Origin of the sequence: Streptomyces ferrugineus (assembly GCF_015160855.1) — a bacterium.
Taxonomy (GTDB): Bacteria; Actinomycetota; Actinomycetes; order Streptomycetales; family Streptomycetaceae; genus Streptomyces; species Streptomyces ferrugineus.
The window spans coordinates 4,869,135-4,881,361 of the sequence record NZ_CP063373.1; the positions used below are offsets into that span (position 1 = coordinate 4,869,135).

Here is a 12,227-nt window from a genome sequence, read left to right on the forward strand (position 1 = left end):
AACGGGGCTCGGGGCGCTTCGCGGACTTGCCGCTGGTCCGAGGCATCTCGTACCGGTGTCATGCGCAGGTGGGCCGGCCTTCGCGCTGTCCGGGCGGTGTCAGGTCCCATGCGCCGACCGTGTACGCGGCCTCGGCGCGGCCCGTGGCACCCATCTGCACGCGCCAGGGACCGTCGCCGACGGGGTAGAAGCGCAGGGTGAGCGTGCGGCCGGCGGCGGTGAAGATCTCGGCGACCGAGTGGTCGAGGAGGATCCGCAGGGTCGTGGTGGATCCCTCGGAGGGCAGACGCCAGCTGCCGCGCTTGGCGCGGGAGTCGAGGGAGGCGTGATCGCGGTCGACCACCACTTCGCCGGTGACCAGGTGGTGCACGATGTCGAGGTACTCGGTCCCGTCCGGTGAGGTGAGCAGCCGGAGGCGTCCGCCGCGTTCCAGGTTCAAGGTCAGGTCGGTGGCCCGTGCCACTTCGCCGAGGACGACCGGCTGTTCGGCGCTCGCCTTGCCGGCGGCGGCGATACGGCGTTCGCCGCGCAGGGCAAGCAGTTCGCGGGCCGGTTGCTGGATGAGCTCGCCGTCCGAGCCCGGTGTCAGTTCGCGGGGCACTGACAGCATTCCGGCCCAGCCGGCCTCGTCGGTCCAAGTGCTGGGGGCGCCGACGCGTTCCTCGTCGCGGGCCTCCCAGACCCAGGCCCACATCAGCCAGCGTCCGTCGGGTGCGCGGAGCAGTGCGGGAGCGTAGAAGTCGGGCCCGTGGTCCAGGAGCCGGGGGCTTCCAGCGTGGAATGCGCCGTCCTGTGCGCGGCCCGGCCAGTAGATCGCGCAGCTTGCCCCTTCCTCCGGGTTCCAGGCGCTGGCGAGGACCGCGCCGGTGCCGTCGGGGAAGGCGGCGTACTGGGCGCACTCCCAGCCTGCCTCGGTGTTGCGGCCACCGGGGAGGGGATGGGGTGGGCGGGCTAGGAATATGCCCTGGTAGGACCAGTCGTTGAGGTCGTCGGAGGCGTACTGCAGGGCCGCGCCGCGACCGTCGGCCAGGGCCGCGCCGACCAGCATCCGCCAGCGGTCACCGTCCCGCCATACGTACGGGTCGCGGAACATGGTCGTGCCCTCGGGCGCGTCCGGGATCAGCAGACGGTCGTGCTTGGAGAAGGTCGTACCGCCGTCGTAGGACACCGCCGCGGTGACCGGCTGGTGCCGGCGGCCGGGATGGTGGGCGGAGTAGAAGGCGGTGAGGCGGCCGTCGTGCGAGACCGCGTTTCCCGACCAGATGCCGCCCTCGTCGTGGCCGCCGGGCGTGGGGGCCAGCGCCACGGGCATCGGCTCCCAACGAACGAGGTCCGGGCTGCGGAAGTGGCCCCAGTGCATGTCGGCGTGGCGGGCACTGTGCGGGTTGTACTGGAAGTAGACGTGGTAGTGGCCGTCGTGGAAGACCAGGCCGTTGGGGTCGTTGATCCAGTGCGCCGGCGGGCGGAGGTGGACCGCCGGGAAGTGGGAGTCGAGCGTCACCGCCTGTCGCATGTCAGTCATGGGCCCGCTCGTCGTAGCGGCGGCGGACGGCGGCGGCCTGCCTGACGTTGGCCTCGGACTCCTGCAGCGAACGCTCGCCGCGTCGGCGGGTGCGCTCGGCGAGGCGTTCCATGTGGCGCTCGAAGCGGGCCTGGTATCGCTCGCGCATCACGGCGATCTCCTCGGCGACCGCACCGGTGCGCGTGGCGGGAACCGGCATCGGTTGTCCGGCCGGGCGCACCGGCAGGCGCTGCTCCAGCGGCAGGATCGTGGCCTTCGGAGAGGGAAGGGTCTGGTACCAGTACGCGGTCGAGGCCCAGTCGTCGGCGAGGTGGTTGCCGTGGCCGTGCTCGATGGAGACCCTGACGCGTTCCTCGAAGCGGATCGGATCGGCCACATGGAGGCGGTAGTTGACGGAGTAGCCGGGGACGTCGGCCTCGTGGACGATCGCGCCGTGGTAGAGGTAGGCGTTCTTCTGCATCCCCCAGGCGTGGTTGAAGTAGTCCTCGGTACCGGTGCCGTGCAGGGAGGGCGGCCAGCTGGTGGAGCCGTCGGGCAGGAAGTCGTCGTCGATCCAGATCATGTCGTTGCCCTCGCCCCACCAACTGCCCTGGCGGTGGTGGACGGAGAGGTTGCAGCCGACGTAGTGGCCCTTGCCCTCGGTGTCGAGGATGACGTAGTTGTCCTCGCCGGTGACGTCGACGATGTTGACCTCGGGGCTGTTGGTCTGGATGTCGGGTGCCCAGCCGTTGCAGGGGTTGCTGCGGCTCCAGCGGGCGTGGAAGTAGAGCGTGTCCTCGGGAAGCTCCTCGTGAAACAGCTCGTAGTCGATGTAGAAGTACTGCTGGATCGGCAGGTCGTTCTCGTTGACCAGCTCGATGCGCGCCCGCTTGTTGAACGGCATCGGAGCCCAGCAGTTCAGAGCCGCGCTGCCACCGAAGATCAACGACTCCTCCGGCTTGGCGGAGACGGTGAACAGGGCCGACTGGTAGCTGTTGGGCATGCAGTGGCCGATACCGAAGAAGTCGCCGAGCGGGACGAGGACGGCGGGTTCCTCCTCGTCGTCCCAGGTGATCCGGATGAGGACCTTGCGGTAGTAGTCGGGGTCCGGCTCCTCCCAGTTGACGCCGAGCGCGTTGTGGATCTCCATCACCGGGGCCACGGTGTCTGCTTCCAGCGGGTCGATCAGGGCGGGGCCGAGGGTCTTGCGGCAGAACTGGGTCATCCAGATGTGCGTGATCCGGCCCGGACCTTCCAGGTCGGCCAGGACTCGCGAGGAGTGTGCCGGGGTGGTCCAGTAGTCCTGGTTGCGGCCCCGCTGGTCCCAGCTGGAGACACGGGCGGTGCGGGCCCGCGTGGGGCGAGTGAGGTGATCGAGGGCATGCAAGGACATGGGAGACTGACCCCTTCAGTGATGGTTCGCTGAACTCGGGCGGCGGGAGACTGGACCTCTCCCGCCGCCCCCTTGATGTCGTGGATGTGGCTCAGGCCGGGCAGCCGCAGGACTCGCGGTAGGTGATCTCGGGCTCCAGGCGGACGGTGCGCGGGCGGGACGTGAGACTGCCGTCGATGCGGCGGAGCAGCAGCTCCATCGCCGTGGCCCCGATCTCGTGGGCCGGCTGCGCGACCGCGGTGATACCGGGGCGGAACAGATCGGTGTGCGGGAAGCCGTCGAAGGTGGCGAAGGCGAAGTCCTCGGGCGTGGTCAGGTCCAGCCCTTTCGCCGCCGCCAGCACGCCCACCGCTGTCTCCGTGCTGGCGGCGACCACCGCCGACGGCCGCTGCCGCCGTAGGACACTCGTCATGCGCTCGCGGGTGTCGCCCGCCCGTCCGCTGCCGGTGACGATCAGGCTTTCGTCGACGTCGATTCCCGCCTCGTAGAGTGCCTCGAGGTAGCCGCGCCGCCGCTCGGCGATGGTGGACACAGCGGTGTCGCCCGCGGCCAGGGCGATCCGCCGGTGGCCGTGCCGTTCCACCAGGTGCAGCACCAGCTCCCGCATGGGTGCGGTGTTCTCGACGCCCACCTGGTCGGCCTTGGCTCCGTTGAGGCGGTCGATCAGGACGACCGGAGTGCCCTGGTCGATGACCGCGGTGATGGCCTCCAGGTGGGACCGGGCGACCGGCGCGATGAGCAGGCCGTCGACCCGCCGCTCGGCGAGGACCTCCAATGCCCGGGCCTCCAGCTCCGCGTCCTCGCCGGAGTTGGCCAGCAGCACGGTCAGGCCGGCTCCCATGGCTTCCCGCTCGACACCGCGGGCCATCGCCGCGAACGCCGGCTCGGACACGTCCGTCAGGATCAGCCCGATGGAGTCGGTGCGTGAGCGGCGCAGCGCGCGGGCCAGGCTGTCCCGCCGGTAGCCCGTGGCCCGGATCGCGTCCTCGATCCGGGTGCGGGTCTCGTCACGGACCGGCCGTGTGCCGTTGATGACGTGGGACACGGTGGACGTGGAGACGCCGGCCATCCGTGCAACGTCGGTGATCGTGGCCACTGCTGCTTCGCCGCCTCCTCGTGTCGTCGGACCCGATCCGCGATCCGGTCCGTAACTGCATAACTCGATACGGCCCACCGGTCCATGTGGTTCGCCGGTTCGCCGTCCACTCGTTCCGCTCACCCAGAGGTTAATCGAAACGATTGCGCAGACCATCGCACGCCGCGGCTTGGAGCGTCAATGGCCGTGGCCAGCACAGGGCGTGCCACCGTGAAAACTCATCTGGCACACGGTATTGACACGCAAGGTCTCCCAAGGCACCTTTCATCGAAACGTTTGCGCCTCGACCGCAGAGCCGCCCTTATGCCGAGCCGAACATTCGAGCGCACCGGACCATCCGCGCCGGAACAGGCGGCCTGCGCCCATACCGAACATCTCCCCGGAGCCCTGTCACCCCCACGCCGGTTCCGCCTCCCCATCCAGTTTCCGGAAGGCAGCAGCACGATGGCGACCTCCCCACAGCCCGCGCCCCTGACGTCGAGACGGCACTCCGGCATCTCGCGCCGACTCCTGCTCACCGCCACGGCGAGTGCCCTGTTCGTCACCGCCACGGCCTGCGGTTCCGCGGTGAACACGGCGGACGGATCCTCGTCGGACGGCCTGATCACGCTGTCCATGCACAACCCGGACAGCAAGACCCAGGACCCGGCGACCTGGCAGATGGTGCAGGAGTTCAACAAGAAGCACCCCGACATGAAGATCAAACTGGAGGGCCAGCCGGTCGACCAGCACGAGCAGCGGATGACCATCGCCGCGCAGAGCGGCACGCTGCCGGAGATCTTCTGGGTCTACGACTCGCTCGCCAAGACCATGGTCAAGAGCGATGACCTGCTGGACCTGAGTCCGATCCTGGCCGAGAACGATCTCAAGGCGAAGTTCGCCCCGAGCATGCTCGCCGGTTTCCAGCGGGACGGCGTCCAGTACGGTCTCCCGTACCAGGCACTGGTCACGGGCTTCTACTACAACAAGGCCATCCTGGACGAGCACAAGATCGCCGTCCCGGAGACCTTCGAGGACCTGCTCGCCGCGGTGAAGAAGCTCAAGGCGGCCGGCGTGGTGCCGATCGCGCAGGGTGCGAACAACTCCTCGTTCAGCGTGTGGGCGTTCCTGACCATGCTCGACCGCTTCGGCTACGAGTCGAAGTACCAGGACATCCTGTCCGGCAAGGCGAGCTACGACAACGCCGACTTCCTGCGCCTGTACCAGCACGTGCAGGAGCTGGCGAAGGCCGGCGCCTTCCCCTCCAACATGAATACCCAGACCTACGCCCAGGCCGTCGCCTCCTACACGGACGGCAAAGCGGCCTTCCTGGACGCGGGCGTCTGGGAGGCGGCGAAGATCCAGAAGAGCACCGTGGGCGAGGACACCGGCTTCTGGGCCGGGCCGACCTTCTCCGACGGTGTCGGCGAGCAGAAGCTCGTGATGAACGTGCCCTCGGCGCCGTTCGTCGTCAGCGCCAAGGTCAAGGACGACAAGAAGAAGTACGCCGCGGTGAAGGCGTTCATCCAGTTCTACTACAGCGACGCGGGCCAGAAGATCCTCGTCGACAACGCCCAGCCGCCGGTGACCACATACGAGCCGGCCGTCGACGCCGAGAAGAACTCGGTCTTCGCCGCCGTCCTGGCGGAAGCCTCGAAGCCCGGCTGGAAGAGCCCGAAGGCCCAGCCCGACCTGGTCGTCTCCGCGGCCACCGCGAGCGCCATGTACGACAGCTTCTACGGCGTGATGGGCGGCAGCCTCAGCCCCGAAGAGGCCGTGAAGAACGTCCAGAAGACCATCAAGTAGTCACGCTGCCGGCGCCCGCGTGCCGCACGGGGCGGCCGCGGGCCCGGACGACGGGAACGGCATGAACTGGCTCACCACGCGCCGGCACTTCACCCTCATGGTCGCGCCGGCCCTGATCATCTACAGCCTGTACATGATCTATCCGATCCTGTACTCGCTCTACTACAGCTTCACCAACTTCGACGGCGTCTCCGCAGGCGGCTTCGCGGGCCTCGACAACTACCGGCAGATGGGCCAGGACGACGCGTTCTGGACCTCGATGCGCAACACCGGGATCATCCTCGGCATCGCCCTGTTCCTGCTGATCCCCCTGGGCTTCCTGCTCGCGATCCTGCTCAGCGGCCGGGTGAAGGGCAGTGGTGCGATGCGGGCGCTCGTCTTCGCCCCCGCGATCATCGCGCCCATCCTCGTCGGACTGATCTGGATCTTCATTCTGGACCCGAAGATCGGCCTGGTGAACGCCTTCCTGCTGGCGATCGGGGTGCCCGCGCACCCGCAGTGGATCGGTGGCCCCACCCTCAGCCCGTACTCGATCGGCTTCGTCTACCTGTGGCAGCAGATCGGGTTCGTCCTGACCATCTTCTACGCGGGCCTGCGCATGCTGCCCCGTGACGTGATGGAGGCCAGCAGCCTGGACGGCGCCAGCCGCTGGCAGCAGCTGCGGCACATCCAGATCCCGATGATGCGCGAGACGTTCGGCATAGTCACCGCCCTCGTCGTCACCGGCGTCTTCAAGGTCTTCGAACTCGTCTACGCCCTCACCGGCGGCGGTCCCGTCCACCTCTCCGAGGTCATGGTCAGCTACATGTACCACATCACCTTCACCACCCAGCAGTACGGCTACGGCATGGCCCTGGCCGTGGTGGTGTTCGTGGTCGGCGCGCTCGCCTCCGCGGCCACGTTCCTCGGCAACCGCCGCAAGGGAGAAGTCCGTTGAGCATCGACACCGAGGTCAAGGTGCCGCTCGCGTCCCCGGCGGCTGCCGGCGGGACTCCGAGCAGGCCGCGACGCCGCAGCCGCGGCAGGATCGTGGTCTCGGCGGTCGCCTACCTGATCACCTTCGTGATCCTGTTCCCGCTGCTGTGGATCGTGCTGCTGTCGTTCCAGACCAACGACAACATCCTCAACGACCCGTTCTCGCTGAGCAGCCTCACCCTGGCCAACTACCAGCAAGCCCTGGAGACCCTGAACCTGCTGGTGATGTACAAGAACACCCTCATCCTGGCCGTCGTGTCGGTCACGGTCGGGCTGGTCATCTCCTACATGGCCGCATTCGCGCTCACCCGCATGGTCTTCCGCAGCGGTCGGCGCCGCACGCAGAACACCCTGCGCTTCTACTTCCTGGCCGGGCTCGCCATCCCCGTCTACATCCTGCTGTTCCCGGTGTACCGGCTGGACATCGCCTTCGGCCTGTTCGGCACCTACTTCGCGCTGATCCTGCCGTACATCGCCGTCACGATCCCCTTCAACATCCTGCTGCTGACCGGCTTCCTGCGGGACTTCCCCGAGGAGATCGAACAAGCCGCCGTGATGGACGGGGTCGGGCTGTGGCGCATGGCCTGGAAGGTCGTCTTCCCGCTGATGCGGCCGGTCATCGCCACCCTCGCGATCCTGAACGTCATCTACGTCTGGAACGAGTTCCCCTTCGCGGTCACCCTCATCAACGACCCGAACATGACCACCGTCTCCCTCGGCGTCTCGCAGTTCCAGGGCGTCTACAGCGTCAACTACGGCGCCATGATGGCGTCCGCCACCCTCGTCCTGCTGCCGCAGCTGGCGATCTACGCGGCCTTCCAGAAGCAGGTCATCGCGGGCATGACCGCGGGCGCCGTCCGCTGAAGCCTTCTCGCGCCCACCCCCTTTCCGCTTTCCGAAGGAGCCGCCATGCACCCTGCCCAACCACCCGCCCCCTCCCGCCGCACCCTGCTCAGAGGAGCCGCGGTGACGGCCCTGACCACCGTGGCGTTCCTGTCCGCCGCACCGCCTCGACCCGCCGCCGCTGCCGTCCCGGAGAGGCCCAAGCCGGGCAGGCACGACGCCGAGGCCCGTCCGTACACCGCGATCGTCGGCCTCCTTTGACCCGACCACCAACCGGAAGGACACCCGTGACCAACACCGTCTACGACGTCACCACCTTCAACGGCACCGTCTCCCCGCAAACCGACATCGGCAAGGTGATCAACGAGATCATTGCCGACATCAAGTCGAAGCAGACCAGCCAGAACACCAGACCCGGCGCCGTCATCTACATCCCGCCGGGCCACTACGACCTGCTCACCCGCGTGGTCATCGACATCAGCTTCCTGACGATCAAGGGCTCGGGCCACGGCTTCCTGTCCCGGGCCATCCACGACGACACCTCTGACACCAGCAACTGGTTCGAGGTGCAGCCCGGCTCCAGCCACATCCGGGTCAAGCACACCGACGGCAACAACGAGGCGTTCCTCGTCCAGCGCTCCGGGGCACCCGCCGAGGTCGGCCGGCTCAACGGCGTCGTCTTCCAGGACTTCTGCATCGACGGCGTGGCGTCCACCAAGCCGTACGTGGAGGGCAACCACAAGATCGGCATCTCGGTCCAGTCGGACAACGACTCGTTCCGCTTCGAGGGGATGGGCTTCGTCTACCTCACCCAGGCCATGGTCGTCCGGGGCGCCGACGCCTGCGGTTTCACCAACAACTTCGTCGCCGAGTGCGGCACTTCGATCTCCCTCACCGGTGCCTCCCAGGTCGCGAAGATCACCAACAACTACCTGATCAGCGCCTGGGCGGGCTACTCGGTCTTCGCGGAGAACGCCGAGGGCATCCTCATCTCCGGCAACACCGTCCTGTGGGCCTGCAACATCACCCTCATCAACTCCAACCGCTGCACCATCTCCGCGAACAAGCTGCTGAGCAACTTCCCCAGCATGATCGCCCTGACGAACGGCAGCTCGGAGAACCTGATATTCGGCAACCACTTCCGCCGGGTCTACGGCGACGGCACCAGCACCCGCTACGACGACCTCTTCGGCCTCGTCCACATCAACGGAAGCGACAACGCCGTGACCGCCAACCAGTTCTCCTACTCCGTCCCAGCCGCCGACATCACACCGTCCGGAGCCGCACCCACGATCATCCTCGTCGCCGGCGGCAACCGGAACTACCTGGCCACCAACAACATCAGGGCCAACCTCGACGTGAAGGTCGTCCTCGACTCCTCCACCACCAAGACGAAGCTCCTCTACACCGCCAACGGCGACCAACTCCAGGCGCACACAAACGACTACGCGCTCGTAGCCACCCCCTGAAGGGGCCACCAGGTCCACCCGGAGCGCGCCTCGGGGCTGTGCGGCACCTGATCGGGGTGCCGCACAGCCGCGGCTGGAGCCTCAGGATGGCAGGCGCCACTGTTGGCTGGTGCCGCCGTTGCAGGTGTCGATCACGAGCCGGGTGCCGTTGCTCGTGCCGCCGCCCGAGGAGGTGAGGCACTTGCCGAGGGCTTGCAGCTCATCGGTGTCCTGGTCGTACGTCCACTGCTGTGAAGGGCTGCCGTCGCAGGTGTGGATCTGCACGGGTGTCCCGTCGGCGCCGGCGTCGTCGCGCACGTCCATGCACTTGCCCGCGGCCATCACGGTGCCGTTGCCGGGACGCGTCCAGTCCTGCGCGACGGTGCCGTTGCAGTCCCAGATCTGGAGCGGCGTCCCGTCACTGTTGTCGCCCCACTGGATGTCCACGCAGCGACTGCTGTCGTCGGCCGGGGTGATCGGCCCGGTGCAGCTGAACGGCTGGGGCGTCGAAGTCGGATGCCGGGTCGGGATCTGCAGCGGCGCGGCGGCGGTGACCCGATGCAGGGTGCCGGCGCCGTCGCGAACCGCCACCGGAGGGCCGGAGCGCAGGGTCAGCGTCGTGCTCCGCTGTCCGACGGAGATGTCGAAGGTGCTGCCGTGCCACTTCACCCCGGTGACATCGACGCCCGGCAACTGGGTCGGCAGGAACGGATCGACGGTGACGGCGTCGGTTCCCCAGCGCAACCCGGTGAACCCGTAGAGGAATTCCTGGAGGTAGCCGCCCTGGCCGGTGGTGAAGTTGAACGCTCCGCCGTTGCGGGTCTCGTACCACTGGTTGAACGGGGCGGCCTGGTACGGATCCACGCTGTGGCGGAGGTAGTCGTAGACCTGGCAGCCGGGCGATCCGAGGGCCGCGCTGTCGATGGCGGCGATCGCGTCCGTCATGGACGGGCCGCCCGGATCGGTGCGCCCCTTGTAGTAGTCGAGGTCGTTCTGGGCCAGGCTGGGCGACATCGGCACGGCCCAGGGGTACTGCAGCAGTGTGACGTCGGCCTGCTTGACCGTCTGTCCGTTGTAGCCGTCGAACTCGGGGTGGATGTTGAGTGCCGTGTCCACCGGGATCTTCAGGCCGTCGGCGACCTTCTCCCACGCCGGGTCGGCGGTCCGGCCCACCAGGTGCGCGGCGCGGATCGCGATGCGCAGTGACGCCTGTGCGCCGGCGTTGGTGGTCACGCTGTTGTCGACCGGGTAGTGGTACTCGTCCGGCCCCATGACGTCGTTGATGTCGTATCCGCCGGAGGAGTCGGGCACGGCGCGGGTGGCCCAGTAGTCGGCGATGCCCTTCAGCACCGGCCACGCCTTGTCCCGCAGCCACGCCCTGTCGCCGGTCACCTGGTAGTACTGCCACTGCGCCAGGGCGATGTCGGAGTTGATGTGGATCTCGTACGTGCCCCAGGGGTCCGGGGCCGTCTCCTTGCCGGTCAGCGCGCTCTCCCAGGCGAACTTGGCGCCCTTGATCGGCTGGCTGGGCGTGGACAGCTTGGCGGCGTTCTCCCGCGCCACGGACAGCGTCCTGTGCCGGTAGGAGTTCGCCCCGGCCGCTATGTCCGGGTACTGGGCCAGCAGCGCCGGGTACATCCAGGTCTCCATGTCCCAGAACACGTGACCGTCGTAACTGTCCGCGGACAGCCCGCCCGGACTGGTGCTCCAGTCGACACCGGCGCGCATGCTGGCGAGCAGGTAGAACATGGACGCGTGGATCTGCGCGGTCATGGCGGTGTCACCGGGGATCGAGATGTTCGCCTGCCACAGGCGCGCCCATGCCTGGTTGTTGCGGGCGAGCGCGCGCTGGTAGCCGCCCTTGGCGGCGCGGGCCGCGGCGATCGCGGCGGCCTGCTGCGGGCTCGCGGCTGCAAGCTTCCGGTCGGTGTCGACACTGGAGGCGATGCCCACGAACTTGGTGATCTGGATCGGGCGGCCGGCGCGGACGGGGAAGGCCGCGCTCTGCCCGGCGGTGCCGTCGCCGGCTGCCGCGATCGCCTGGGTGGGCACGGTTTTGCCGTTGACGCGCAGGACGGAGTTCAGCCCGGCGGTGACCAGTTTCCCGTCGGTCACGACGGTTTGGGACAGGGTGCCGGTCCTGCCGTTCACGTGCGACTTGGTGGCGGAGGCGTGGTGGAGTCCCCGGCCGTCGAACTCGTCCACGGCGGTGGCTGTCCCGCTCCAGTGCGGCACGACCCGCAGGCTCACCGTGCCGAGATGCCCGTCCGCGCGGTTGGCGTTGACCTCGTAGTCGAAGCTGGTGGTGTCGCCCGCGGGTGAGGTCCAGTCGTACGACGTGGTCAGCACTCCGGTGCGCAGGTTCAGCGACTGCCGGTAGTTGCTGGTGGTGCCGTCGGTGGTCGGGTCGATCGTCGTCGGTGGCTGGGCGTCGCCGTCGGTGCGGCCGAAGCGGAGCGTGGTCCAGGTCGGCAGGCCGGCCCGTTGCTCGTTGTGCTCGGTGCCCTCGGCGTAGAAGCCGGCCAGCTGGGACTGGGTGACGATGGGCGTGCTGCTGTATCCGTGACCTGCCGCGGGCACCCGCGCGGCGAGATAGCCGTTGCCGACGAACGTCGGTGAGTAGTTCCTCGACGGGTCGTTCGTGCTCAGCACCCAGCTGTCGTCGCCATGGTCCTTGCCCGGTTCGGATGCGGGCGAGGCCGGCACCGCGGCCGTGCCCAGGAGCAGGCAGCCGAGGGCCAGTCCGATGGGCGTTCTCCTCCAGGTCTGGTGTGAGCGGGCGTGCGGATGGACGGTCGCCGACCGCCCCGTGGACTCCGCAGCGCGGTAGCGGCCTCGGGTGCCGGATCCGGCGCGGTCACTCGGCCGGATCACCATCGCTACCGCAGCAGTCGCCACGGCCGTTAAGTGGCACCAGGCCGACCTTCGGTGTGAGGGACCGAGCCTCACTCCTACGTCGCCCAACGCCTCGCCGTACTCCTTCATGGGAACGCCACCTCCTCGTGGTGGGAACGCGTGGCTGTGTCACGACGGCCTGCCGATGCCGCTCACGGAGCGACATGGGTGGTGTGTGGCGCAGACCACAGGGGGGAGCTGTGGGATGGGGATTCTGGCCAACCGCGACGGGACGATGCACTTGGCGAAGAAGTCGTAGCTGCACCGCAGCTCGCTGAACCGTGGCAGCGC

9 protein-coding genes are annotated in these 12,227 nt (G+C 68.2%); 5 read left to right on the forward strand and 4 right to left on the reverse strand.

The features are described from left to right. Nucleotides 1-58 precede the first annotated feature (58 nt). The 3 genes from IM697_RS22255 to IM697_RS22265 all read right to left on the reverse strand — a co-directional run bounded on the left by IM697_RS22255 (nucleotide 59) and on the right by IM697_RS22265 (nucleotide 3,963). Nucleotides 59-1,522, reverse strand: coding sequence for a glycoside hydrolase family 32 protein (locus tag IM697_RS22255; protein WP_194049446.1), 1,464 nt, complete (start codon nucleotides 1,520-1,522; stop codon nucleotides 59-61). After that, on the reverse strand, nucleotides 1,515-2,894 hold the full coding sequence (locus IM697_RS22260; protein ID WP_194049447.1) for a glycoside hydrolase family 172 protein: 1,380 nt from the start codon (nucleotides 2,892-2,894) through the stop codon (nucleotides 1,515-1,517). Before IM697_RS22260 ends, IM697_RS22255 begins: the two co-directional genes overlap by 8 nt. Before the next feature lie 91 nt (nucleotides 2,895-2,985). Continuing rightward, nucleotides 2,986-3,963: a LacI family DNA-binding transcriptional regulator gene (locus IM697_RS22265; protein ID WP_265582732.1), complete on the reverse strand. Its 978-nt coding sequence runs from the start codon at nucleotides 3,961-3,963 to the stop codon at nucleotides 2,986-2,988. A 471-nt stretch (nucleotides 3,964-4,434) separates the two neighbouring features. Here IM697_RS22265 and IM697_RS22270 point away from each other — a divergent pair, with 471 nt between their 5' ends. The 5 genes from IM697_RS22270 (at nucleotide 4,435) to IM697_RS22290 (ending at nucleotide 9,062) form a co-directional block, all read left to right on the forward strand. Then, entirely contained in the window at nucleotides 4,435-5,775 is a 1,341-nt protein-coding gene (locus tag IM697_RS22270; protein WP_194049449.1) for an ABC transporter substrate-binding protein, read from the forward strand. 61 nt (nucleotides 5,776-5,836) lie between these two features. Further along, nucleotides 5,837-6,712 (forward strand): carbohydrate ABC transporter permease, encoded by an 876-nt coding sequence (locus tag IM697_RS22275; RefSeq protein ID WP_194049450.1) that lies wholly within the window; start codon nucleotides 5,837-5,839, stop codon nucleotides 6,710-6,712. Continuing rightward, nucleotides 6,709-7,614, forward strand: coding sequence for a carbohydrate ABC transporter permease (locus IM697_RS22280; protein WP_194049451.1), 906 nt, complete (start codon nucleotides 6,709-6,711; stop codon nucleotides 7,612-7,614). The genes IM697_RS22275 and IM697_RS22280 overlap by 4 nt, the downstream gene beginning before the upstream one ends. A gap of 45 nt (nucleotides 7,615-7,659) precedes the next feature. Beyond that, the gene (locus IM697_RS22285) at nucleotides 7,660-7,854 is read left to right on the forward strand and encodes a hypothetical protein (protein WP_194049452.1); all 195 of its coding nucleotides are present in this window, start codon (nucleotides 7,660-7,662) and stop codon (nucleotides 7,852-7,854) included. Between the two features lie 26 nt (nucleotides 7,855-7,880). Beyond that, nucleotides 7,881-9,062 carry a NosD domain-containing protein gene (locus IM697_RS22290; RefSeq protein WP_194049453.1) on the forward strand — a complete coding sequence of 394 codons (1,182 nt, stop codon included), beginning with the start codon at nucleotides 7,881-7,883 and terminating at the stop codon, nucleotides 9,060-9,062. Between the two features lie 81 nt (nucleotides 9,063-9,143). On the opposite strand, the gene IM697_RS22295 is transcribed toward IM697_RS22290, so the two are convergent. After that, the gene (locus IM697_RS22295; protein ID WP_194049454.1) at nucleotides 9,144-11,939 is read right to left on the reverse strand and encodes a ricin-type beta-trefoil lectin domain protein; all 2,796 of its coding nucleotides are present in this window, start codon (nucleotides 11,937-11,939) and stop codon (nucleotides 9,144-9,146) included. Between the last annotated feature and the right edge of the window lie 288 nt (nucleotides 11,940-12,227).

Bases quoted from the DNA above. Each gene is read 5' to 3' on its own strand.
- IM697_RS22255 (WP_194049446.1), bottom strand. From the start codon at position 1,522: ATGACTGACATGCGACAGGCGGTGACGCTCGACTCCCACTTCCCGGCG.
- IM697_RS22260 (WP_194049447.1), bottom strand. From the start codon at position 2,894: ATGTCCTTGCATGCCCTCGATCACCTCACTCGCCCCACGCGGGCCCGC.
- IM697_RS22265 (WP_265582732.1), bottom strand. From the start codon at position 3,963: ATGGCCGGCGTCTCCACGTCCACCGTGTCCCACGTCATCAACGGCACA.
- IM697_RS22270 (WP_194049449.1), top strand. From the start codon at position 4,435: ATGGCGACCTCCCCACAGCCCGCGCCCCTGACGTCGAGACGGCACTCC.
- IM697_RS22275 (WP_194049450.1), top strand. From the start codon at position 5,837: ATGAACTGGCTCACCACGCGCCGGCACTTCACCCTCATGGTCGCGCCG.
- IM697_RS22285 (WP_194049452.1), top strand. From the start codon at position 7,660: ATGCACCCTGCCCAACCACCCGCCCCCTCCCGCCGCACCCTGCTCAGA.